The organism is Thiocapsa marina 5811, assembly GCF_000223985.1.
Lineage (GTDB): Bacteria > Pseudomonadota > Gammaproteobacteria > Chromatiales > Chromatiaceae > Thiocapsa > Thiocapsa marina.
Genome location: NZ_AFWV01000010.1, coordinates 85,290 through 109,096 on the forward strand (window position 1 = coordinate 85,290; position 23,807 = coordinate 109,096).

Sequence of the window (23,807 nt, forward strand, 5' to 3'; positions counted from 1 at the left end):
CTTTACTCGGAGCCGATCGCCGAGACGACCAGGAGATGAGGACCGATGATCGCGTGATCGATCGGGGCTATTCGCGTGACGAAGGAATCCATTGCAGGGTCATCGCTCCCTCGAACCTGAACCGCGCGACTGACCGACCCCGTCGCCGGGGAATCGGCCTCAATCGCTTGCGAGCACGCGCATCAGGATCTCGTTGACCTGCTGCGGATTGGCCTTGCCCTTGCTCTCCTTCATCACCTGACCGACGAAGAAGCCGAAGACCTTGTCCTTGCCGGCACGATATTGCTCGACCTGGCCGGGGTTGGCGGCGACGATCGCCGCGATCATCGACTCGAGCGCGCCGCTGTCGGTGATCTGTCGCAGCCCGCGCGCCTGAATGACGCTGTCGGCGTCGCCCTCGCCGCTCCACATCGCCTCGAAGACCTGTTTGGCGAGCTTGCCGGAGACGGTGCCGTCCTGGATCCGATGGATGAGGCCGGCGAGCATGGCCGCGGAGACCGGGCTCTGCGCGATGTCGATCTCGGAGCGATTCAGCGCCGCGGCCAGCTCGCCGTTGACCCAGTTGGCGGCCAGCTTGGGCTCGGCGGTGGCCTGCACCACCGCCTCGAAATACTGTGCAAGCTCGCGCCCGGCGGTCAGCAGACTGGCGTCGTACTCGCCGAGCCCGTATTGGGTGTGGAATCGCTCGCGCATGCTGTCGGGCAGCTCGGGGAGATCCGCGACGGCCTCGACGATGAAGGCGACATCGATCTCGACCGGGAGCAGGTCCGGATCCGGAAAGTAGCGGTAATCGTTGGCCTCTTCCTTGGAGCGCATGGGACGGGTCTCGTCGCGCTCCGGGTCATAGAGCCGGGTCTCCTGCACCACGCTCCCGCCGCCTTCGATCACGTCGATCTGACGCTCGACCTCGAACTGGATGGCACGCTCGATGAAGCGGAAAGAGTTTAAATTCTTGATCTCGGTGCGGGTACCGAAGCGCGTTTGACCGAGCGGGCGCACCGAGACGTTGGCATCGACCCGGAAGGAGCCTTCCTGCATGTTGCCGTCGCTGATACCGATCCAACGCACGAGCTGATGGATCTTACGCGCGTAGGCCACGGCCTCCTGAGGCGTTCGCATATCCGGCTCCGAGACGATCTCAAGCAGCGGCGTGCCGGCCCGATTCAGATCGATGCCCGTGTAGCCGCCGCCCGCGAGGTTCTCCTCGTGCAAGGACTTGCCGGCGTCCTCTTCCAGGTGCGCACGCGTCACCCCGATCGACTTGACCGACCCGTCGCCGAGCACGATCTCCACGCGTCCCTCGCCGACGATGGGCAGCTCGTACTGACTGATCTGGTAGCCCTTCGGCAGGTCCGGATAGAAGTAATTCTTGCGAGCGAACACCGAACGCGGCGCCACCTCGGCACCGATCGCCCGACCGAAACGCACGGCCAGACGCACCGCTTCGGCATTGAGCACCGGCAGCACCCCAGGCAGACCCAGATCGATCGCGCAGGCCTGCGTGTTGGGCGAGGCGCCGAAAGCGGTCGATGCACCGGAGAAGATCTTCGATTGGGTCGCGAGCTGAGTATGGATCTCAAGCCCGATCACGGTTTCCCATTGCATGCTCTATAACCTATGTCGCGATCCTACAGTCGGCAAACCTGCCATCTCATGTCGCTCACTCTATGAAGCCTTTCATGGCGCGCCGGGCGACGCGCTCGCCGATCACTCGAACCCGGACGGCGCGCCCTGATGCCAATGCGTCACATGCTGGAAGCGATGCGCGACATTCAGCAGGCGGGCCTCTTGAAAGTAGTTGCCGATGATCTGCAAACCGACGGGCAACCCCTCGACCGGCTCGACCGGGATCGACATCCCGGGCAGGCCCGCGAGGTTGGTCGCGATGGTGTAGATGTCGTTGAGATACATGGCCACCGGGTCGTCCGTCTTGGCGCCGAGCGCAAAGGCGGTCGACGGCGCAGTCGGCCCCATGACGACATCGACATCCTCGAAGGCGCGCGCGAAGTCGTCGGCAATGAGATGTCGGATCTTCTGCGCCTTCAGATAGTAAGCATCGTAGTAGCCCGCAGAGAGCACATAGGTGCCGATCATGATGCGACGCTGCACCTCGTCACCGAAGCCCTCCGCGCGACTGCGCTTGTAGAGGTCTTCGAGATCCTGCGGGTTCTCGCAGCGATGGCCGTAGCGCACCCCGTCGAAACGCGCGAGGTTGGACGAGCACTCGGCCGGCGCGACGACATAGTAGACCGGCACCGAGAGCGGACTGTTCGGCAGGCTGATCTCCTTGACCTTCGCACCGAGTCGCTCGTACTCCTTGATCGCATCCTGCACGGACGCCGCCACGCGCGGATCGAGCCCCTCGCCGAAATACTCCTTCGGCAAACCGATGCGCAGGCCCGCGATGTCGTCATCGAGCGCATCGACATAATCGGGTACGGCCACGTCGGCGCTGGTGGAGTCGCGCGGGTCGAACCCGGCCATCTCGTCGAGCAAACAGGCCGCATCCGCCGCCGAGCGGGCCAGCACGCCGGCCTGATCCAACGAGGAGGCGAAGGCGATCATGCCCCAGCGCGAGCAGCGGCCGTAGGTCGGCTTGATGCCGGTGATGCCGCAGAGCGCCGCAGGCTGGCGGATCGACCCGCCCGTATCCGTCCCGGTGGCCGCCGCGCAGAGCCTCGCGGCGACTGCGGCGGCCGATCCGCCCGAGGAGCCGCCCGGCACGCGATCGGCGTCCCACGGGTTATGAACAGGGCCGTAGTAGCTCGTCTCGTTCGAAGAGCCCATGGCAAACTCGTCCATGTTGGTCTTGCCCAAGACGACCGCCCCGGCTGCGGCGAGACGCTCGACGACCGTCGCATCGTAGGGCGCGATGAAGTTGTCGAGCATCCGCGAGCCGCAACTGGTCTTGATCCCCGCCGTGCAGAAGATGTCCTTGTGCGCGATCGGAATCCCGGCGAGCGGCCCGGCATCGCCCGAGGCGATCGCGCGATCGGCACGCTCCGCCGCCGCCAGCGCGGATTCGCTCGCGACGCTGATGAAGCTGTTCAGGCGCGGATCCAGGCGCGCGATGCGCTCCAGATAGTGACGGGTGAGCTCTACGCTTGAGTAGTTGCGCAGCCTCAGCTCCGCGGCCATTTGGGCGATCGATTTGTTCTGCATGAGTGCTCGGCGTCAGTCGATGACCTTGGGAACCAGATAGAGACCGCCCTCGGTCAAGGGGGCGATGGCCTGGAACAGCTCGCGCTGGTCGTGCTCCGACACGCGGTCCGGTCGCACGCGTTGGCTCATATGCAGCGGGTGCGCCATCGGCTCGACGCCCGTGGTGTCGACCGCGTCCATCTGCGCAACCAGGTCGAGGATGTTGGAGAGATCCGCGGCATAGCGCTCGATCGACTCGGGCGCGATCTCGAGCCGCGCCAAATGGGCGATCTTCTCGATGTCGGAGGCATCCAATGACATGACCGATCCAGCGTGATTGACAAGCCGCGCAACATAGCACAGCCGCGCGAGACGCGGAACTTGCGGGCGTGACTCCCGACGCTGCGAACGCGGCAATGGAGACCCGCCGCACGATCGGACAATCGTACGTCTTGACGAACTCAAGTCTTACGGCTTTAATAAGCGGCTCCGCTACCCGCAACGGGAGCGGATCTCAAAGCCCAGGTAGCTCAGTTGGTAGAGCAGAGGACTGAAAATCCTCGTGTCGGTGGTTCGATTCCGCCCCTGGGCACCATCAAAACAATGACTTGAAACAATAGCCCCATCGATTTTTCTGTCCCTGACTCTTGGCTGTTCGTTGTCGCCGGCGCGGCCATCGCCCCTCGGATGCTCAAGGCGCCGCTAGAACGAGTAGGGTCCGCGGATGCCAGGTTCGTCCTCCGGGAAATCCTTAGGTATTGCGAGTGACCAATAGGGCACTGTGCTCCATGGCAGTGGCGAGGATGATGGCATCCGGAAGCTTCAGGCGCTTGGCTTGCCGCAGCGCGACGGCGCGTTCGGCGATGGCGGTATCGATCCCCATACACTCGAAGCGCCTCAGAAAACTGCGCACCGGCGGTGCCTCGTCGGGTGCAGTGCCCACCAGCACCTCCATCCAGGTGATCAGACTGATACTCGGCCTTTAATAACGGGCGATCTCGTCGCGCGCCGCGACGACACCGTTCAGGTAGTCGATCAGGATGTCGGTATCGAACTCCGGGCACCTGTTCGGCGGCAGATGGGCAAACGGCACCCGCGGTTGACGCTCACCGCATTTTGGTCAAGTCTGACGCCGAATCCGATCTTCTCCTTGTCTTTGGCCTCGCTGGACCTCGGTTATCGCAAGCAACAGCCACCACCTTCGGATCAAAGATCGTCACGCGCTCGGGGTCCGCGTCCCGTATCTCGTGTTTCTCGTCACCTCGTTGATCTTGCTCACGGCCTGCGGCCATGACAACTCGGACTCGACGGACGCCTGCGTGACGGTCTGGGCGCATGCCGGCCAGGAGAGCGAGCGCAGCGTGCTCATCGAGCAGGTCTCAAGGTTCAACGCTCGGGAGACGGATTGTCGGGTCCGACTCACTCTGATCCCCGAGGGAAGCTACAACGCACAGGTTCAGGCCGCGGCAGTCGCCGGCGGATTGCCGGATCTGCTCGAGCTCGACGGCCCCTTCCTCTACGCCTATGCCTGGCAGGGCCGCCTGCAACCGCTGGATCGTCTGCTGCCCGCTGACCTTCAGGCCGACTTGCTGCCGTCCATCCTCGAGCAGGGACGCTATCATGACCGGCTCTGGGCGGTCGGCACCTTCGATTCCGGTCTGGGCCTGTTCGCCGATCGTGTCCAGTTGAGACAGGCAGGTATCCGCATCCCCGATCTGAAGGCACCCTGGGGCGCGGCCGAATTCGAAGAGATTCTGGAACACCTCGCGACCCGCGACGCGGACGGTCAGGTGCTCGATCTCAAGCTGAACTATGCGGGAGAGTGGTACACCTACGGCTATACGCCGCTGATCCAGTCTGCCGGAGGCGACCTCGTTGCCCGGACCGATCCAGCGCGCGCCGAGGGCGTACTCGACGGCCCGAGCAGCGTCGGTGCGATGCGGCGCATCCAATCCTGGATCCTCCGAGGCCGTGTCGATCCCAACATCGACGACGCGGCCTTCGCCACCCGCCGGGTCGCATTGGCCCTCGGAGGGCACTGGAACCACCCTCGATACAGCGAACGCCTGGGAGAGGATTTACTGCTCTTGCCCCTACCGGACCTCGGGCACGGGCCCAAGACGGGCCAAGGGTCCTGGTGTTGGGCGGTGAGCGCCGACAGCACACACCCGGATGGGGCTGCCCGCTTTCTTGCGTTCCTGTTGGAACCGGACCAGGTCCTTGCCATGACTGCGGCCAACGGCGCCGTGCCCGCGACACGCCGTGCCGTCGCACGCTCGCCGCGCTACCGCCCCGGCGGCCCGCTGGACCTCTTCGTGGAGCAACTGGACGGCGGCTATGCCGTCCCTCGCCCCTCGACACCGGCCTATCCCGTGATCACCGCCGAGTTTCAAAAGGCCTTCGACCGGATCCGCAGCGGCGGGGAGGTACAGGCAGCGCTCCGGCATGCGGCTCGAACGATCGACTTGGAGATCGAGGACAATCAAGGTTATCCCTTGGTCGGACGTGCCCGAGAGGAGACCGTGCGATGAGCGCACCGAACGCGCGGCGCCGACTCAACGACCAGACCGCCGTCGGCCTGCTGCTGGCCGGGCCCGCGATGCTGGGCCTTTTCCTGTTCATCCTGGCGCCCTTTCTGGTCGCACTGGCGCTAGCCTTCACCAACCTGCGACTCGGCTCGCCGCTGCCCCTGGAGTTCGTCGGGGTCAAACAGTTCGAACGCATCTTCACGGACCCTGACTTTCTCCGCGCCCTGAGCAACAATCTCCTGTTCGCATCGACGGTCGTGCCGCTTCAGACCGCCCTGGCACTTGGCCTTGCGCTGCTCCTGAATCGAGGGCTGCGGGGCACGGTCGTGTTTCGGACCCTGTTCTTCATGCCGGTCGTCTTTCCCATGTCCTTGGTGGCGGTGGTCTGGGTCCTGATCTACGCGCCCGGCCCCGAGGGCATGATGAACGGCTTCCTCGATCTGGTGACGCTCGGCGCCTGGGAGCCCCGGGATTTCCTGCGCGACCCGATGCTGGCCATGCCGGCGCTGATGCTCCTCTCGATCTGGCAGGGTGCCGGCTTTCAGATGGTCATCCTACTGGCCGGTCTGCAACAGATCCCGGAGGAGCTCTACGAGGCCGCAGCCCTGGACGGCGCCGGGCGGTGGAGCCAGTTCCGTCACGTGACCTTGCCGCAGTTGCGAAACTCACTCGTCTTCGTCGTGCTCGTCACCAGCATCCTCGCCTTCCGTCTGTTCGATCAGGTTCAGATCATGACGCGGGGCGGGCCGGACGGGGCCACGACCACGGTCATCTACGAGGCGGTACAGGCGGTCTTCACCCGCCAGCAAGTGGCACGGGCGAGCGCCATGACGGTAGTCTTCTTCCTGTTGGTGCTGGCGCTCACCTGGCTGCAGCGTCGCCTGGCGCGTCAGGAGCGCGAAATCGGATGAAAGCGTCTCGCCTTGGCCGACTGGGTTCATACCTGGCCTTGACCGGCCTCGCACTCTTGTTTCTCGCCCCGCTGGCGATGATGCTGGCAGGCAGCCTGAAACCCAACGAACGGGTCTTGGTCGAGGCCGGAACCCTTGCCGCGTTCCTGCCCGTCGGTGCCTCGCTGGACAACTACGCAGCCGTCTTCGAACGAACGGACTTCCTGCGCTTCCTGTTCAATTCGGTCTTCATCACCGGCACCATCGTCGCCGCCGGGTTGATCGTCAATGCGCTCGCAGCCTACGCCTTCGCACGCCTGCAATGGCGTGGACGGGACCTGCTGTTCAATCTCGTCCTCGCGCTGATGATCTTGCCCTTCGAGGCGATCGCCGTGCCCCTCTTCTACGGCGCCTCCATCCTCGGCCTGCGCGACACCTATATCGTGCAGATTCTGCCCTTCATCGCCAACGCCTTCTCCATCTATCTGTTTTATTCCTTCTTCATCGGCCTGCCGCGGGAGCTGGAAGAGGCCGCCAGCCTCGACGGGGCATCCACCCTGCGGATCTTCTTCGCCGTCATCGTCCCCAATTCGAAGCCGGCCTTCGCCAGTGTGGCGATCCTGAGCTTCCTCACCTGGTGGGGCTCCTATCTGTGGCCGTTGCTGGTGACCATCGTGCCCGAGGTGCGCCCCCTACCGGTCGCCATCGCGAGCTTCTACACCCTCCCGCCGCTGCAATGGGGGGATATCCTGGCGTTCGGAACCCTGATGGTCATGCCCGTGCTGGCGGTCTTCCTGATGTTTCAGCGGTGGTTCGTCCGCGGCGTGGCCTCGTCCGCCATCAAGGGTTAACCCGGGAACATTCATGGCTTCGATCAGCTTCGAGCACGTCAGCAAGACCTACCCCGACGGTACCCGCGTCATCGACGGACTCGATCTGGAGGTCGGCGACGGGGAGCTGCTGGTGCTGGTTGGACCGTCGGGGTGCGGCAAATCCACCGTGCTGCGCATGTTGGCGGGATTGGAAGACCTCAGCGGCGGCGAGATTCGCATTGACGGGAGGGTCGTCAACGACCTATTGCCGCAGCGGCGCAACCTCTCGATGGTGTTCCAGAATTATGCCCTCTATCCGCATCTGACGGTGCGGGGCAACCTTGAGTTTCCCTTGAAGATGAAGGGGCTGTCGCGCACCGAGATCGACCGCCGGGTGCGCGAAACCGCGGCGATGCTCGACCTCGATGCCTTGCTCGATCGCCGACCCAAGGCGCTCTCGGGCGGCCAACGCCAACGGGTGGCCATGGGCCGGGCCATTGCTCGCGAAGCCGATGCCTTCCTGATGGACGAGCCGCTCTCCAACCTCGACGCCCGGCTGAGGGTGCAGATCCGCACCGAGATCGCCGCACTCCAGGCGCGGCTCGGGGTCACGACCATCTACGTGACTCACGACCAGGTCGAGGCAATGACCCTGGGGCAGCGGGTCGCCGTGATGCGAGGGGGGCGATTACAGCAGGTAGCGCCGCCTTGGGAGATCTATCAACGACCGTCGAACAGCTTCGTGGCCGGATTCATCGGCACCCCGGGGATGAACCTCGTGCGTGCGCCCTTGGATTCATCCAACGGCGGGCTGTGCGTGCGCTTGGGCGATGTTCGCCTGACCCTAACCGCACAGGCGCTGGCCGATCAGCCCGGCCTCGCCGACCGGACCGGCGAGGACGTGCTGATCGGCATTCGCCCGGAGGACATCTGTTTGGCGGAAGCAGGCGCGACGAGCGCACTGACCGCGACCGTGCGGACCGCCGAGTCCTTGGGACACGAAACCCTTCTGCACTTGGATTCACCTCTAACCACGGTCGCCGCCGACGCGCCCCGTCGAGTGCCGCATGGCGAGCCGCCCGCTCTGATCGCGGCGCTGCGCGGCCACCACCCGAGCCGTCCCGGCGACGCCGTCCGTCTCCAACTCGATCCCGCGGATCTCTATTTCTTCGCGCTCGACGGCGAGGCGATTCGCTGAGCAAGAAAAAGGGGCCTTTCGGCCCCTGTCGATGCGCTTTCCGAGGTGGGGCGATCAGCCCAACAGCGGCGCGATCGTCAGACTCACGATGGCCATAACGTTGATGAGGATGTTCATCGAGGGGCCGGAGGTGTCCTTGAAGGGATCACCGACGGTATCGCCGACAACGGTGGCCGAATGCACGGTCGAACCCTTGCCGCCGAGATTGCCCTTCTCGACGAACTTCTTGGCGTTGTCCCAGGCACCGCCGGCATTCGCCATCATGAGAGCAAGCAGGACGCCGGCGAGCAGGGCGCCGCCGAGCATGCCGCCGAGGGCCTCCGGACCGATGCCGAAGCCGACGACTGCGGGTGCGCTCACCGCGATGACGCCGGGCAGGATCATCTTCTTGATCGCCGCGGTGGTGGCGATGTCGACGCAACGGGCCGTATCCGGCTTGGCCGTGCCTTCGAGTAGGCCCGGGATCTCATGGAACTGCCGACGGATCTCGTTGATCATCTCGAAAGCCGCGTCGCCGACCGCGGTCATCGTGATCGCGGCGATCAGGAAGGGAATTGCTCCGCCGATCAGCATACCCATCAAGACGTCCGGATCACCCATGCTCAAGGCAAAGTCCGGAATCAAAACATGTAGGGTCTCGATGTAGGCCGCGATGATGGTCAGGGCGGCCAGTGCAGCGGCACCGATCGCGAAACCTTTGCCGATGGCCGCCGTGGTGTTGCCCAGCTCGTCGAGCGAGTCCGTGATCTTGCGGGTCTCCGCACCCAGACCGCCCATCTCGGCGATCCCGCCGGCGTTGTCCGCGACCGGACCGTAGGCATCGATCGCCATGGTGATGCCCACCGTGGCCAGCATGCCCACTGCTGCGATACCCACACCGTAAAGACCGGCCATGTGGCTGGAAACATAGATGATCAAGGCAATGGTCAGCACCGGGATGACGACCGACTGCATGCCGACCGCCAAGCCAGAGATCATGACGGTTGCCGGGCCCGTCTCGCCGGACTTGGCGATGCGACGCACCGGCGCGGCGGAGGTGTAGTACTCGGTCACCAGGCCGATGACGATGCCGCCGACTGCACCGGCAAGCACGGACCACCAGATGTGATTGGACACATCGATCATCCAAACGACCAGGAAAGAGACGGCGATGAAGAGCAGGGTGGCCCCGATGGTGCCCGTGCGCAGCGCGGTGGCCGGCTTGTTGGCCGAGACGGACTTGACGAGAAAGATGCCCGCGATGGAGCAGAGCAAACCGGCCGAGGCAAGAGCCAGCGGCAAGAACATCAGCGATGCCTGAGCGCCCAACACGGCCAGGGTCGTGGCCGACATGGTCGCGGCGATCGCGATGGTGGCGATCTGCGCGCCGCAGTAGGACTCGAAGATGTCCGAGCCCATGCCTGCGACGTCGCCGACGTTGTCGCCGACGTTGTCCGCGATGACACCCGGATTGCGCGGATCGTCCTCGGGGATTCCAGCCTCGATTTTGCCGACCAGGTCCGCGCCCACGTCGGCGCTCTTGGTGAAGATACCGCCGCCGACGCGATAGAAGAGTGCGACCGATGACGCTCCGACGCCGAAGCCGTGGATCGCATGCGATGCCTCGGGATTACCGCCGAAGAGCAAATAGAGGAAACCCAGACCCATGAGACCCAGCGAGGCGACCAAAAGACCCATGACCGAACCGCCGTAGAAGGCCACGGTCAATGCCGCGGGCGCACCGAGCGTGTGTGCCGCCGTGGTCGTGCGCACGTTGGCCTTGGTCGCCGAAAACATTCCCAGGAAACCGGCACTTGCCGACGCAGCAGCACCGACCACGAAGGCCAGCCCCGTCTTCCATCCCAAGAACCAGGTCAGCAACACGAGAACCACGAGGCTGAAGATGCCCAACAGCATCATCTCGCGCTTCATGAACACCATGGCGCCGAGATGGATCTCGTCGGCGATCGCTTTGATCTTGTCTTCCCCTTCGGGATAGGCCAAAACCAACTTGAAAATATAGTAGGCCGCCCAAAGCCCGAAAATGCCGAGCAGCAGCGGGATCAACGCATTGAAAGACATTGGATCTCCTCAGTTTATCGGTCGTTTTGGTGATAAAACCGCAAGGTTTATAGCAAATATCGGGCGGAAAAGCGATTCGACCGTCATTGAGCTGTCACATACAAACCATTGATCTTAATCGGTCTCGGTGCCGGATACAGTGCCGGGTGAGACTACATCTTCGGAGGATGGGGCCAGGGGCCGGCTCGAGGAGCCGCCGCCCAGGTCCGCCAGCCGGCGCTCCAAGCGATCGATCGCCTGCTGCTGACGCTCGACCTGCTTGAGCAACGCAGGCAGGCGAACGAGTGCAGCGCTTTCGCGAAGGGCCTGCTTCACCGGACGGGCAGGGGTCCCGAAGACCGCCACTCCGGCGGGAATATCCTTGACGACACCGGCTTGGCCGCCGATGCGTGCGCCGTCGCCGACCGTCACGTGATCCGAGATCGCAACCTGCCCGGCCACCACCACGCCTTGCCCGAGCGTCGAGCTGCCCGCGACGCCGGATTGGCTGACCAAAATGCTGTGGGCACCGATGCCGACGTTGTGTGCGACCTGGACCAGATTGTCGATCTTGGTGCCACGCCCGATTCGCGTCGTGCCGAGGGTTGCCCGGTCGACACAGCTGTTGCAGCCGATCTCGACGTCGTCCTCGATCACGACCCGCCCGAGCTGCGGGATCTTGCGATGCGCCGTCCCGTCCCAGCGAAACCCGAACCCGTCGCCGCCGATCCGAACACCCGGATGCAGGACGCAGCGATCGCCGAGCGTCGAGTCGCGCAGGATGCTGACGTTGACCCCGATCAAACAGTCCGCCCCGACCTCGACCCCTGCGCCCAAGTAGGAGCCGGCACCGATGCGAGAGCCCGAACCGATGCGGGCATCCGCATCGATGACCACGCCGGCACCGACCTCCACATCCTCCCCGAGGTCGGCAGTCGGATGCACCGATGCGGCCGGATGAATGCCCTGGCTCTCCGCGACCGGCACGAACCAAAGCGCAATCTCGAAGAAAAGATTGCGCGGCTCGGCAACACGCAGCAGCCGCTTGCCGACGACCTCCGGAAAAGTCTCGCCCACCAGGACCAGCGCGGCCGCGCTGCTCGCAACGGCATCCGCTTGGCTCGCGTCCTCGGCAAAACACAGATCCCGGGATCCGGCCTGCTCCAGCGTGCTGACCCCATGGATTTCGGCGTCGTCGGGAACAGCGAGGGCGAGGTGCAGCCGGTCGTAGAGGGCTTGAATGGAGAGTGTCATGGTGCGGGCCAGTAAAAGGATTCAGCCACGGCCCCGGTTGCCGGAAGCGTGACATTGCGGGTTTGCGCCTGCCCGGCATGCTCGACGGTCAGGACATAGTCGCCCGGCGCGAGGTTGGCGTACAGCCAAGGCCCGACGGTGACGGTCGTGAGCAGGATCGGCCCGGCGGCGTCCTGGATCTGAACGCGGATATTGGACAAATAGGCCCCGGAGCCCGCGACGGCGAACAAGAGCCGCAGGTTGTATTGTGACTTGACCTGCTCCATCGCCTCGCGCTCGGATGCGCCGATCCCGCCACTGACGTGCGGAACCCCGAGGGTCGACTGACCGGGAAGGCGTCGCTCCGTAGAGGGCTCGGCCGGCGGCGCGGTCGCCGACTCCTGCGCCGGCGCCGAGACCTGCTCGGGCCCCGCGCCCGGAGCGACTGCAGGGACCGGAGCCGAGCCTTGGTCCGCAGCGACAGGCGCACCCGGCAAAATCGCCCCGCCGGGAAGGACGGTTCCCGGAGGCAACACCATGCCCTCCTCGAGCACGGTCCCGTTCGGCAGCGTCGACCCTTCGGGCGCGATCGCCCACTCCACCGTCGGCTGAGCGACCGGCTCCGGGGCCACCGCCTCTTGCCCGGTTTGCTCCTGCGCCGATGCGGCCCCCGAGCCGAGCCAAACCAACATCACCGCAACCTCGAACCTCTCGTCGCGTCGCCGCATCGCTGAAAAACCTCCCGAAAAATGAAATGACCTTAGACGATTCGAGGAATAGGGTCATTTCCTGGCTTAAGGAACGACTCATAAAAACCGAAACACGTCGGATGGGTAGACCCTTTCCCAAAAATCACCTTAAAACGCGTCCGCTGCAAGCCGAGCGGACAGGGCCAAGCGCAACCAACACAACAGCATCCCTTAAACGATCGAGACGCGTTTTAAGCAGCGCAACCGCTCCAGCGGCTCGGAAACAAACTCTCGATCACCCCCGAGCGATGCAGCACGCCCACACCCAAGACATGTCCGCGGTAGTCGACGATGATCTGCCCCGTCGGCGTGGCGGCCCGTTGTTCGGGGGTCGGGTCGAAGATCTCGCGGCGCAGATAGCGATCGCGCTGCTCGGCATCCAACGAGACACCGAAGCGTGTAACATCCCGCCCGAAGAGCAAGGCACCGCCGGTGCTCGGCTTGGGCGGTCGCACGTTGGTGCGATGGAAAAACAGACCGCTCGACTCGGCCACGGGAACCGCAGGCGGCGCATGATCGACCGCCATCAGGTGCAACCCGCGTCGAGTTTGGCGATTCGCGCGGTAGCGGGTCCAGTAATCCCCGCCGAGGCCGTATTTGTCGTCGAGGCCGGCGAGCCACTCGGCGGCATCCGTATCGTCGAGACCCGCAGGCTCGGGCGTCGGCTCGTCGGCGCAGCCGGGATCCTTCTCCAGGATCGCCATGAAGAAGCCGCCGGTGTCCCGATGGTGGGGCCAGATCCGCAGACAATGCGCCAGCTCGGACGGAAGCTCGCGGCCGTTCCAACGGGTGACGCCGGGCATCGCGATGAACCCCGGGATCGATGCCGGCACCAGGCGCAGCAAACCGGGGTGCTCGGCGAGGATGTCGGCCACCACCAGCTCGTTCTCCTCCGGTGCGAAGGTGCAGGTGGAATAGAGGATACGCCCGCCCGGGCGGCAGCGCTGCACCGCCTTGCGCAGCAAGGCGCGCTGACGCGGTCCCAGCCGAAGCGCACTGTCCGGATCCAGCCGCGGCAACAAGGACGGCGTACGCCGCAGCGTGCCCTCGCTCGAGCAGGGTGCATCGACCAGGATGCGGTCGAACTGACCGCTCGCACTCGGCCAGTTGGCGCCGTCGCAGCAGGTCGTGGTGACGTTCACCACACCGAGCCGGTCGAGATTGCCCTGGAGCGCCTTGATGCGCGCGTGGGCGATGTCGTTGGCGACGAGCGTCCCGCGATTGCCCAAGGCGAAGGCAATCTGTGCGGTCTTGCCGCCGGGTGCGGCGCAGAGATCCAACACCCGCTGACCGGGTGCCAGGTCCATCAGCATCGCGGGCAGCTGCGAGACCTCCTCCTGAGCGTGGGCCAGACCGGCGCAGTACCACCAGTTGCGGCCGGCCTTGGTCTCCTCGGGGAGTCGCAAGGCAGCGGGCAGCCCTGGTACCGGCTGTGCATCCAAACCCTGCTCGGCCAACAGCTCGGCCAGCTCGGCGACCGAGATCCGGGTCGGATTGGCCCAGATGCAGGGCGCCAGCGGGCGGCCGATCGCCGCGGCGAAGGCGTCCCAATCGTCGACCAGGGTGCGATAGCGGGCCAGGGGCGAGGCGGCGACCTGCTCGGGCGTGACGAGCGCGGTCGCCTTCGCGCGCGGGAGGCGCACGCCCTGCGGGTGCGATTCGGTGGTTTGAGTCATCGGAGTCCAGTCAGCGTTTGCCGGAGCGCCGGCGGTCGAGTCGCGCCACGAATTCGCCGATCAAGCGGGCGTAGAGTTGATCGCCGAGCACCTTGTCTTCCACACCTGCATCCAGGCTGGGGTTGTCGTTGACCTCGATCACGACCGGGCCGGCGGGCGTCTCCTTGAGATCGACCCCGTAGAGCCCGTCGCCGATCAGATCGGCCGCCTTCAGCGCCGTCTTCAGCACCGCGGGCGGGACGACCTCGACCGGCAGGGTCTCGAACCCGCCTTGCTCGTGACGACCGTCGCTCTCGTGCTTGACGATCTGCCAGTGATCTCGGCTCATCAGATACTTGCAGGCATAGAAGGGCTGGCGACCCAGGATACCGATGCGCCAATCGAAGGGCGTGTAGAGATATTCCTGCGCCAGGATCAGATCGGACTCCTTGAAGAGCTTGCCGGCGATCCGCGTCAACCCGGCGCGATCCTCCGCGCGGAAGACCCCGCGCGAGAAGGAGCCCTCGGGGATCTTGAGCACGATCGGATAGCCGATCTGCGCCTCGGCGTCCATCAGGTTCTCCTTGCGCAACACCAGGGTCTTGGGCCGCGGGATACGATGCGCGGCCAGCAGCTCGGCGAGATAGACCTTGTTGGTACAGCGCAGGATCGAGTCCGGGTCGTCGATCACGACCATGCCCTCGCTGTCGGCCTTCTTGGCGAAGCGGAAGGTGTGGTGACCGATACGCGTGGTCTCGCGGATAAAGAGCGCGTCGTACTCGGCAAGCCGGCTGTAGTCCTTGCGCTGGATCAGCTCGACGTTGACGCCGAGCGACTTGCCGGCCTTCACGAACCGTTGCAGCGCCTTGCCGTCGGAGGGCGGCAGCTCCTCGGCCGGGTCGTGCAGCACGGCGAGGTCGTAGCGGTAGGACAGGCGTGCACGCGGCTGGCGCCAACGCTGAGAGAGGTAACCCTCGAGCGCCGCAAACAGAGGCCCCTCCCCGTCCGACGCGACCGCGGCCAACGGCAGGGCCTTGATGGCCCCGATGCGCCAAGTGCCTTGGCGGCGAAACTCCACACGCAGGATCGGGCAGCGGAAGGTCTCGAAGATCTCGCGCGCGAGCGGTTGCAGCTCCTTCACGTCGCACTGGCCGAAACAGATGGTCAGCTCGTAGGCCGTCGGCGCCAAGGCCGAGGTCTTGCGTCGACCGAGCAGACGCTGCACCAATCCATCCAGCTCCTCGGTAGCCAGGCTGTAGAGCTCGCGGCTGGAGAGCTCCTGGATGGTCCTCACGCTGGGAATGACCTTGTGACCACGCGCCTCGGCGAGCAGGGAGCAGTAATAGCCGACCGAGAGATAGCGGTAACTGCGGCATAGGTTGATCACGCGCAGATCACGCTTGGACGCCAGCTCGCCGCCCGCGAGATAGTCGCGCGCGGTCACCACGGGCAGACGCGGAAAACCCGCCTTCCAATCGCCTTGCTGCTCCACCAACAACAGGTGCTCAGCCATTTAAATCGCGCTCGTTCGTGGGGTCTATGTCGCGTTGCATTTCGGTTCCGGGTTGATCCAACCAACGCGCCTCGGCCCGGGCGCGATTTAAAGAACAAAAAATAAAAATCCTAAATCGCGTCAGTGACGACGGTGGTCGCTGCCGGGTCGTTCCGATCCAGACGCGAACGATGCATGTCGCACCGGACGCGATTTAGCAGGTGACGAGGACCACCGCCTGCAATCCGACCCGACCATAGCGGGCCATTCGGCTGAATTCGTCGCGGCGAATCGGCATATCGATCGAGTCCAGCGTGGTCTCTCCGTTGGCGTAGTCGACGTAGGGGTCGTGGACATAGACGAAGTGCTCGTCGAAGCCGGTGATCACGACCCAATGGGGGAATTTCTCGCGGTAGATACGGTAGGAGCTGATCAAGACCAGCGGCACCGAGCCAGCATCCCAACGCTGCTGGAGATCGTCGACGCTGAGCGTGCCCTTGTGGACCGGGATACCCAAGCGTTGCGCCTCCGCCAGCATATCCTCGTGGACGAGGCGCATGACCTCCTTCTTCTCCGGGCTGCGCACCGAGTCGACAAGCGGCACGCCCGGATCGTTCACGAAGACCTCCACCGCGAAGCCGCGGGACTGCGCGGACAGCGCCAGCCCCAACGGGCCGCAGCCGCCGTGTCCGGAGGTCATGAAGATGGTCGTGGACTCGCGCCAGATCCGCAGCTCCAAGGTTCGATTGAGCTCGAGGCTCGGACGCAGCGCCTGCATCGCCATCATCAGCGACGAAGAGCCGCAGGTGAAATCGAGCGTCTGCTCGTAGAAGGGTACGCGCTTGAGCTCCGGCTTGAGACCAGGCGAGAGCGTCTTCTCGTAGCGCAGCGCCTCCATGTGGTCTTCGTAGTAATCCGAGAGCACGCCGAAGCGCCGATAACCCGCGCGCTCGAACAACGCCTGCGAGGCGCGATTGTCGCGTCGGATCTCGAGACGCAAGTAGGCGCGCTCCTGCTCCCAGGCCGCCACCTCCGCCGCCTCGACGAGTGTGCGACCGACTCCCCTGCCCCGTGCCCGCGCGGCGACCGCGATCGAATAGAGCCGCGCCACCGAGGTCGCTCGACTGAAGAGCACCATGACGTAGCCCAGCAGATCGCCTCCTGCATCCTCGGCAACCAGTGTGCGCGCCTGCGCACGGGTCAACATGTAGCGGAACTGGCGACGGGTCAGGCGGTCGCTCTGAAAGCTTGCAGCCTCGAGCCGAAGCAACGCACCCATGTCGGCAAGCGCCGCAGGACGCAGGCGTACAGGCGGGGGCGCAGTGTCGCTGAGCGTGTGGGTGGACACGGGGATTCGGTATCGGTGTGGGGACTGGCGGGAGCCGCGAAGGCGGGATAGAGTCGGCGAAATCTACAGGTCGCGCAGAAAAATGCAAGGCGTCGACCGCCCTCCAGATTTCGGTAGGGGCGACTGAAGTCGTCCCTACCGAAATCTGGAGGCATGCACAATCGGGATGACTTCCGGACATCGCCTCGGAAGCCGGGCGGCGCGAAGCCGCCGTGCCCAGCGCCGCAGGACCCGAGCGCATGCACGCGTGCCCCTGGACCGTGACCAGCGGAGCGAATCCAAATTCACTTTATTGGGCGACGATCCCGATCACCTCGAGCGTCGCCACTCAGCGGAGCACCTCATGTCCAGCCAGGCGCCGACCCTGACCACCATGCTCGAAGGCCTGATCGGCACCCTGTCGGTCAGCAGCGTTACGCCCGCCTTCGACCACAGCAACCGGGCGGTGATCGACCTGCTGGCCTCCTGGTTGGAGTCGGCCGGCTTCCGGGTCGAGATCCTCGTGCTTCCCGGACAACCGGACAAGGCCAACCTGCTGGCCACGCTCGGCAGCGGGCCCGGCGGTCTGGTGCTGTCGGGACACACGGATACGGTTCCGTTCGACGCCCATCTCTGGACCCACGATCCGCTCAAGCTGACCGAAACGGACGGGCGCCTCTACGGGCTCGGTACGTCCGACATGAAGTCCTTCCTGGCGCTGGCGATCGAGGCCGCACGCGGCTTGACCGCGACCGATCTCGCCCAGCCATTGATGATCCTGGCCACGGCGGACGAGGAGTCCGCGATGCACGGTGCCCGCGCCCTGGTCGAGGCCGGACGACCGCTCGGGCGCTACGCGGTGATCGGGGAGCCGACCGGGCTGCGGCCGGTGCGTCTGCACAAAGGGGTCATGGGGGAGTCGATTCGGTTGGTCGGTCGCAGCGGCCACGCGAGCGACCCCGCCCTCGGCAACAACGCCTTGGACGGCATGTACGAGGTCATGGGTGCCCTGATGGCTTGGCGCTCGGAGCTTGCCGACAACCACCGACACCCGGACTTCAGGATCCCGCATCCGACACTGAACCTCGGCCACATCCACGGCGGCGACAACCCCAATCGGATCTGCGGCGAGTGCGAGCTGCACGTCGACATGCGTCTCCTGCCCGGCCTGAGCGCGACCGACGTGCGCGCCGAGCTGAGCCGCCGGGTTGCGACCGTCGCCGACCGACGCGGGCTCGACTGGTTCGTCGAGCCCTTGTTCGAGGCCATCCCGCCGGCGGAGACGCCTGCCGGCTCGGCGATCGTGCGTGTCGCGGAGGGCTTGACCGGTCACACCGCCGAGGCGGTGAATTTCGGGACCGAGGCGCCGTTCCTCAATCAGCTCGGGATGGAGACCATTGTCCTCGGCCCGGGCGATATTGCGCAGGCCCATCAACCGGACGAATATCTGGAGCTGGATCGGATCAGACCGACGCTCAAGCTGTTGCGTGCCCTGATCCAGCGTTTCTGTTTGCGTTAAACCGCGCCCGGCGCGCTATGCGATGTTCTTGGATGGGATCGGCCCCGGCAGGTTTGACGACCGTCGGAGCCGGCGCGGTTTAAGATATTAAAGTTGATATCATTTCAATCCGCGTCCCCGCTAATGGTTGTGGAGACACCAAACGTCGAGCTTACTCGAAAACAAGCATCTGGCTCTGGACGCGGCTTAGGCATCTGAGGAAAGCCCATGCGTTGGAAGACCGGCAGGCGTAGCGAAAATGTGGAGGACCGCCGCAGCGGCGGGGTCGGCGACAGTCCGTTGGGCGGACGGCGCCCCCTCGGCGTGGGACGCCGTGTCGGAATCGGCGGCGGGCTCGGAGGTCTGATCCTGGTGGTCGTCTTGTTGCTTCTAGGCGTGGATCCGAGCCTTCTCCTGACCCAAGGAGGTTTGGGGCCGATTCAGGAGACCTCTCGTGCGCCGAGCGGCCAAGCGCCCTACGGGGATCCATTCGGTGCCGGTCAACCCGAGATCAGGCTCCCGACCCCGGCCGTCGAGGACGAGCTCGCCGACTTCGTCTCGGTGGTCCTGGCAGACACCGAAGACACCTGGGGCGCGATCTTCAAGGCCGGCGGCGAGCAGTATCGAGAGCCGACTCTGGTGCTCTTCTCGGGCATGACCCGCTCGGCCTGCGGTTTGGGCGAGGCCGCCATGGGCCCCTTTTACTGTCCGGCCGATCAGCGGGTCTACATCGACCTGGCCTTCTACGACGAGCTTCGTCGCGATTTCGGTGCACCCGGCGATTTCGCCCAGGCCTACGTGATCGCGCACGAGGTCGGCCACCACGTCCAGAATCTGCTCGGCATCTCAGAGCAGGTCGAGAGGTCGCGGCGTGGGGCCGGTCGGGAAGAGGCCAATCAGCTTTCGGTGCGTCTTGAGCTGCAGGCCGACTGCTTCGCCGGGGTCTGGGCCAACCGCGCGGAAAAGGCGCGGAGCATTCTGGAATCGGGAGACGTGGAGGAGGGCCTGAACGCCGCCTCCGCCATCGGCGACGATCGTCTGCAACGCCGAAGCCGCGGGTATGTCACCCCCGACAGCTTCACCCACGGCAGCTCCGCGCAACGGGTGCGTTGGTTCAAACGCGGTCTGGTCGAGGGCGAGCCTTCTGCGTGCGATACCTTTTCGGCCAAAACCCTTTGAACCGATCGAGGCTGCACGCCAGGGCGTCTTTGCAGCCTCTCAGCCCTCCGGCGACGCGAGGCGCCCGACCAGCGCATCCCAGGCGATGACCACGCCCGGCAAGACGCCGACCGGGGTTTCTCCCGCCAGCTCCGTCACCGCAGCCCCGCCGAACCGGCCCTGCTCCAGCCGATAGACGGTAAGGGTGCGGTCGACCGGGTGCACCAGCCAGTATTCGCGTACGCCGGCGCGCTCGTAGACCTGGCGCTTTCGCACATGGTCATGGCCCGCGGTGCCCGGCGAGAGCACCTCCACCACGAAATCCGGACCGCCCCGCACCCCGCGGCGATCGGTCTTCGCCCGATCGCAGATCACCAGCACGTCAGGCTGGACAACCGTGTCGATCTCCGCGTCATCCTCGTCGGCACGGGGAACCCGCACATCCACGGGGGAGACGTAGGCGCGGCAGGGTTGGTCCCCGAGTGCCTGCCGGAGCTGGTAGTAGATCTCGCCGACCACATCCTGATGATCGAGCGTCGGTGCCGGCGACATCAGGTAGGCGACGCCGTCGATCAGCTCATAGCGCACGTCATCGGGCCAGCTTAAATAGTCCGCGTAGGTCGAGTGCCGATGATCGGGTTGGAGAAGAGTCATGGCGGATACCGATTGGAAGACGTCCGAAAAAGTATAGAGCAACTGCCGTTTAAACCACGCTCGGTGCGATATGCGATGTTTTCGGGATGGGATCGGCCCCGGCAAACTTCACGACCGCTGGAGTCGGCGCGGTTTAAAACATTAAAAGATATATCATTCGAAACCGCGTCCGCGCTAAGGATCGTTGATGCACCAAATGTCGATCTCACTCGAAAATGCGCTTGTCGCTCTGGACGCGGTTTAGGTTATTCGTCCCATTCCTCCCCGTATTGCGCCGGTGCCTCGCCATGGCTTTCCAGGATGAGCGGTGCCGGAGGTAAGAATCCGGCCTCGGGGCGCTCGGCGACGATTTCGAATGTCCAGGCATCGCCGAAGTCGAACAGGAACTCGATGCGCTGGCCCTCGGTCAGCGAGAGCTCGCCGATACGCACCTCGTCGGCCACCGCGTTGTCCGTCTCTCCCTCAAGATCGGCGTGGTCGATCTCGACCGTCTGGCCGTAACGGTCCTGATAGCTGAAGCGATACAGATGGTCTTCATCGAAATCGAACGCGGTCAGAATCGTCGAGGCCAGCGCGGCAAGGTCGGTCTCGCCTCCGCAGCGGATCCGCCGCCAGCAGGGCGCTCCGAGCGACACCTTGAACTGGTGCGCTCCCGGCTGAAAGTCGGCTTCAGGGGACTCGAGATCATGTCGCCATTCCGGCAGCGCGGGACGGATGGAGCGGCTCCAGTCCTCGAATGCAGCACTCGGATCGAACACCCAATCGAGACTCAGCTCCGCTGCGAGGGCCGCGACCTCGGTCGTGCTCGCCTGATGTCGGGCGTCCAAGACCGAACTCAGCAGGGTCCGGCCCCAAGGGAGCAGGGTGATCGCGCCGGGACGCCATCCTTGCCCCTCTTCCGGGGGCATCACCTGGATCTCGAACAGCCCGAAGAGCTCAAAAAGGGCTAGATTGACGAGGCCGGGGCGATATTTCAGGCTGATGATCGCATCCGGGTGCTCGATGTGCGGACAGCCCCTGGTCAGACACTGTTTGGCGAAGTCGATGACTTGAGCCGCCAGATCGCCGCTCCAACTTATCCGTTCGCCGATCATGGCGTTATTCCCGCGCCCCCACCAGGCCTTGAGTAAGGCGAAGTAGCGTTCGGTATCGTTGAGCGCCGACCAGGCGTTCAGCATCGCCGGATCAAGAACCAGACGTGGCGGTTTAGCGACGGCATCGATCTGGCCCAGGCCGCTGGCGCGCAACAGGAGATAGAGCCCGCCGATGACAGGGTAAGACTTCTGCATGGTGCGCTTCAGCCCCAGCCTGACCGGTTTGGCGAGACCCTGGTTGATCGCCTCCAGCGAGGTCGAGGCAAAGGCGTGCTTCGGCGACAGCGCGAGTCCCCGATCGCCGATCAGCTCCAGCAGACGATCGAAATCCGCCAACAGGGTGCCGGCCGCGCGTGGATCGAAGGTGTGACTGTCGAGTGAAAGCGTGCTCATGTGAAGGCCGTCGGTAGAGACGTCCCGCTCAATCCCTGACCGAATGAGCGGTAAGTCTATTGGTCTTAACGAATCCGGTTACCTTGTCGCTATTCCGGCCAATAGTCGTCATCAAACAGATCCGCCTCGCTGAAAGGACAGACCGTTAGAAACAGGCTCGCATCGATACCCGTTTCCCGGGTCGCGATGCGGAGCGCATCCGGGTATGCCTCCTGGATCGCTTCGGGCACGAATGGCTTAAGGCTGGGGCTCAGCCGGATCTCGCGCGCGATCTGGACCCGCTGCTCGACGATCGATCCGCGCCGGCTTGCCGAGCGCTTCGTGGCTTGATACCGCCACTTCAGCAGGTGGGCGATGAGGACTATCAGCCGGCTGACCAGCTCGTAGCGCTCTCTGCGTCCCATGGCCTCAAGCTCCTCGGCAAGCAGATCGGTATCGATGTCCTGCAACCGCCCTTGCAGCAGCAGGGCCGCTTGCGCCTCGATCCAGGCGCAGAAGTCGTCGCGATAAAGACTGGTCATGGCAGGCATGAACGTTCCCTCGGCGGCCGTGGGTGGGTGTGGGTTGCAGCGTAAGCCGCCTTCGCCGGCCTTTCGAGCGAGAAGCCAGCGGGTGTCGCACGTTAAGCGTCCAGTCTAGCGGCTCTGTTCGGCCATGGCCACGACGGTCCGGCTGATGGCCCCGAGCCTCCGCCGCGAAGCCTAACCCGAATTGCGATCTGTCTATATACTCAGCAAATGCGCGAGTTTCGGCACTTTCACTCGCCGACAATCGCGAAGTTCTCGGTCAACAACGAGCGCATCTGATCACGATACAGATGCGAGTTGTCGAAGAACGCTTCGCAAGCGCTCCGAAAATCGCCGAACGATTCATAATAGCGATTATAGAGCGTCGTTTTCTTGAAGAGCTTCCATAATCGCTCGATCGGATTCAAATTCGGGGCATACGGAGGAAGAAACACCAGCTTGATGCGCGAATCCTCGAGGTACGCCTGGACGGCTTTCGATCGGTAATAGCGCGCGTTGTCGCAGATCACGTAAATGCACGCGGCGTAGGCATAGGCCAACAGCAGCTGATCGAACAGTGCGATGGTTGAGTCGGCGTTGATGGTGTCATCGTAGCGCACCACCGGCTCCATCCGCTCCAAGTCGATGGCGCCGTTGATGTTGAGGCGCTGCCGCCCGCTGTTGGAACGCACCTCGTGGTCTTTGCCGCGCTTGATCCAGCCGTAGCCCAGCACCGGATTGTGCTGTAGATGCACGGCATCCATGAACACGATGACGTCGTTCGGGCCTTTGTTTTTCTTCAGTTCTTCGTACTTGGCGAGAAACGAGCGCTGGGCCTGCGGGTCGGCCTTGCCGGGGACGAGCTTTGGCTTCTTGTAGACGAACCCGAGGCGATGCAGCAAGGCCGTCATGCCGCTGGGGGTGTAGCTGACCTTGAACTCGGCTTCGACCCACGCCGCGATGTCGTTGGCCGAGAGGTAGAGGTGTTCCTGAAGATGCAGATCGAGCCGATCGAGTTGCGCGTCGCTCAACAGGACATCGCTGCCGCGATACTCGACCTTGAGCAACGCGTCCAGTCCACCGGCGCGATAGCGCTTGAAGTGAGTGCGCACCGTATTGGGGTCGACCAGCAGGGCCTCGGCAATGTCCTCGGCTCGCCAGCCGGAGGCGAGGAGGATGACGGCTTTGATGCGATCGGCCTCGCGCTGGTCGCGCGTGCGCCGGTGTGCGGCCCGCAACTGCGTCAGTTCGTCCGATGTAAGGGTGTAGTCGACCATGGCGGCAATGATAGCGAAGCTTCAGGATCTTGCGCTAGACTCCTGAGAGAAAAACTCAGATGAGACCGGTATAGCATACCGGTCAACCCGCTACCCGACGAGCTTCCTTTTTCGCGGCCTCGGGGATTCGCACAATGAACTTGACAACAACGGCCTGACTGA

Annotated in this window: 20 protein-coding genes and 1 tRNA gene; 7 read left to right on the forward strand and 14 right to left on the reverse strand. The window is 64.4% G+C overall.

Features of this window, described 5'->3' with window-relative positions:
• Window positions 1–159: 159 nt before the first annotated feature.
• The 3 genes from gatB to gatC form a co-directional block, all read right to left on the reverse strand.
• Window positions 160–1,605: an Asp-tRNA(Asn)/Glu-tRNA(Gln) amidotransferase subunit GatB gene (gatB, locus tag THIMADRAFT_RS15255; protein WP_007193966.1), complete on the reverse strand. Its 1,446-nt coding sequence runs from the start codon at window positions 1,603–1,605 to the stop codon at window positions 160–162.
• Window positions 1,606–1,707: 102 nt separating this feature from the next.
• On the reverse strand, window positions 1,708–3,162 hold the full coding sequence (gatA, locus tag THIMADRAFT_RS15260) for an Asp-tRNA(Asn)/Glu-tRNA(Gln) amidotransferase subunit GatA (RefSeq protein ID WP_007193967.1): 1,455 nt from the start codon (window positions 3,160–3,162) through the stop codon (window positions 1,708–1,710).
• Between the two features lie 12 nt (window positions 3,163–3,174).
• Window positions 3,175–3,462: an Asp-tRNA(Asn)/Glu-tRNA(Gln) amidotransferase subunit GatC gene (gatC, locus tag THIMADRAFT_RS15265; RefSeq protein WP_007193968.1), complete on the reverse strand. Its 288-nt coding sequence runs from the start codon at window positions 3,460–3,462 to the stop codon at window positions 3,175–3,177.
• Between the two features lie 198 nt (window positions 3,463–3,660).
• Here gatC and THIMADRAFT_RS15270 point away from each other — a divergent pair.
• Window positions 3,661–3,736: transfer RNA gene (locus tag THIMADRAFT_RS15270), tRNA-Phe, on the forward strand.
• Window positions 3,737–3,892: 156 nt separating this feature from the next.
• On the opposite strand, the gene THIMADRAFT_RS27965 is transcribed toward THIMADRAFT_RS15270, so the two are convergent.
• Window positions 3,893–4,084: a PIN domain-containing protein gene (locus tag THIMADRAFT_RS27965; protein WP_007193969.1), complete on the reverse strand. Its 192-nt coding sequence runs from the start codon at window positions 4,082–4,084 to the stop codon at window positions 3,893–3,895.
• A 304-nt stretch (window positions 4,085–4,388) separates the two neighbouring features.
• On the opposite strand from THIMADRAFT_RS27965, the gene THIMADRAFT_RS15280 reads away from it, so the two are divergent.
• Genes THIMADRAFT_RS15280 through THIMADRAFT_RS15295 form a run of 4 tightly spaced genes read left to right on the forward strand, consistent with a single transcriptional unit; the run spans window position 4,389 to window position 8,569 of the window.
• Entirely contained in the window at window positions 4,389–5,672 is a 1,284-nt protein-coding gene (locus tag THIMADRAFT_RS15280) for a sugar ABC transporter substrate-binding protein (protein ID WP_007193970.1), read from the forward strand.
• A complete protein-coding gene (locus tag THIMADRAFT_RS15285) occupies window positions 5,669–6,580 on the forward strand; it encodes a carbohydrate ABC transporter permease (protein WP_007193971.1) in 912 nt (303 codons plus the stop codon). The genes THIMADRAFT_RS15280 and THIMADRAFT_RS15285 overlap by 4 nt, the downstream gene beginning before the upstream one ends.
• The gene (locus THIMADRAFT_RS15290) at window positions 6,577–7,410 is read left to right on the forward strand and encodes a carbohydrate ABC transporter permease (RefSeq protein WP_007193972.1); all 834 of its coding nucleotides are present in this window, start codon (window positions 6,577–6,579) and stop codon (window positions 7,408–7,410) included. Before THIMADRAFT_RS15285 ends, THIMADRAFT_RS15290 begins: the two co-directional genes overlap by 4 nt.
• Before the next feature lie 13 nt (window positions 7,411–7,423).
• Window positions 7,424–8,569 (forward strand): ABC transporter ATP-binding protein, encoded by a 1,146-nt coding sequence (locus tag THIMADRAFT_RS15295; RefSeq protein WP_007193973.1) that lies wholly within the window; start codon window positions 7,424–7,426, stop codon window positions 8,567–8,569.
• A 54-nt stretch (window positions 8,570–8,623) separates the two neighbouring features.
• Here the strand turns inward: THIMADRAFT_RS15295 and THIMADRAFT_RS15300 are convergent, their stop codons facing one another.
• From THIMADRAFT_RS15300 to THIMADRAFT_RS15325, 6 genes are all read right to left on the reverse strand, one after another.
• Entirely contained in the window at window positions 8,624–10,630 is a 2,007-nt protein-coding gene (locus THIMADRAFT_RS15300; RefSeq protein WP_007193974.1) for a sodium-translocating pyrophosphatase, read from the reverse strand.
• 114 nt (window positions 10,631–10,744) lie between these two features.
• Complete coding sequence (lpxD, locus tag THIMADRAFT_RS15305) at window positions 10,745–11,863, reverse strand: UDP-3-O-(3-hydroxymyristoyl)glucosamine N-acyltransferase (RefSeq protein WP_007193975.1); 1,119 nt, start codon at window positions 11,861–11,863, stop codon at window positions 10,745–10,747.
• Window positions 11,860–12,570: a carboxypeptidase-like regulatory domain-containing protein gene (locus tag THIMADRAFT_RS15310; RefSeq protein WP_007193976.1), complete on the reverse strand. Its 711-nt coding sequence runs from the start codon at window positions 12,568–12,570 to the stop codon at window positions 11,860–11,862. The genes lpxD and THIMADRAFT_RS15310 overlap by 4 nt, the downstream gene beginning before the upstream one ends.
• Before the next feature lie 212 nt (window positions 12,571–12,782).
• Window positions 12,783–14,267, reverse strand: a complete 1,485-nt coding sequence (locus tag THIMADRAFT_RS24855; protein WP_007193977.1) for an RsmB/NOP family class I SAM-dependent RNA methyltransferase — start codon at window positions 14,265–14,267, stop codon at window positions 12,783–12,785.
• 10 nt (window positions 14,268–14,277) lie between these two features.
• Window positions 14,278–15,759 carry a RimK family alpha-L-glutamate ligase gene (locus THIMADRAFT_RS15320; protein ID WP_007193978.1) on the reverse strand — a complete coding sequence of 494 codons (1,482 nt, stop codon included), beginning with the start codon at window positions 15,757–15,759 and terminating at the stop codon, window positions 14,278–14,280.
• A 193-nt stretch (window positions 15,760–15,952) separates the two neighbouring features.
• Window positions 15,953–17,017 carry a GNAT family N-acetyltransferase/peptidase C39 family protein gene (locus THIMADRAFT_RS15325; protein WP_007193979.1) on the reverse strand — a complete coding sequence of 355 codons (1,065 nt, stop codon included), beginning with the start codon at window positions 17,015–17,017 and terminating at the stop codon, window positions 15,953–15,955.
• Between the two features lie 412 nt (window positions 17,018–17,429).
• Here THIMADRAFT_RS15325 and argE point away from each other — a divergent pair, with 412 nt between their 5' ends.
• Both argE and ypfJ read left to right on the forward strand, forming a co-directional pair.
• Complete coding sequence (argE, locus tag THIMADRAFT_RS15330; protein WP_007193980.1) at window positions 17,430–18,584, forward strand: acetylornithine deacetylase; 1,155 nt, start codon at window positions 17,430–17,432, stop codon at window positions 18,582–18,584.
• 207 nt (window positions 18,585–18,791) lie between these two features.
• A complete protein-coding gene (gene ypfJ / locus THIMADRAFT_RS15335) occupies window positions 18,792–19,742 on the forward strand; it encodes a KPN_02809 family neutral zinc metallopeptidase (RefSeq protein WP_007193981.1) in 951 nt (316 codons plus the stop codon).
• 39 nt (window positions 19,743–19,781) lie between these two features.
• Here ypfJ and THIMADRAFT_RS15340 read toward each other — a convergent pair whose 3' ends face one another.
• The 4 genes from THIMADRAFT_RS15340 to THIMADRAFT_RS15355 all read right to left on the reverse strand — a co-directional run bounded on the left by THIMADRAFT_RS15340 (window position 19,782) and on the right by THIMADRAFT_RS15355 (window position 23,645).
• Window positions 19,782–20,375 (reverse strand): Uma2 family endonuclease, encoded by a 594-nt coding sequence (locus THIMADRAFT_RS15340; protein WP_007193982.1) that lies wholly within the window; start codon window positions 20,373–20,375, stop codon window positions 19,782–19,784.
• A gap of 245 nt (window positions 20,376–20,620) precedes the next feature.
• Complete coding sequence (locus THIMADRAFT_RS15345) at window positions 20,621–21,862, reverse strand: IS1096 element passenger TnpR family protein (RefSeq protein ID WP_007193983.1); 1,242 nt, start codon at window positions 21,860–21,862, stop codon at window positions 20,621–20,623.
• Between the two features lie 89 nt (window positions 21,863–21,951).
• Complete coding sequence (locus THIMADRAFT_RS15350; protein WP_007193984.1) at window positions 21,952–22,392, reverse strand: DUF29 domain-containing protein; 441 nt, start codon at window positions 22,390–22,392, stop codon at window positions 21,952–21,954.
• Window positions 22,393–22,619: 227 nt separating this feature from the next.
• Window positions 22,620–23,645: an IS630 family transposase gene (locus THIMADRAFT_RS15355; RefSeq protein ID WP_007193985.1), complete on the reverse strand. Its 1,026-nt coding sequence runs from the start codon at window positions 23,643–23,645 to the stop codon at window positions 22,620–22,622.
• Between the last annotated feature and the right edge of the window lie 162 nt (window positions 23,646–23,807).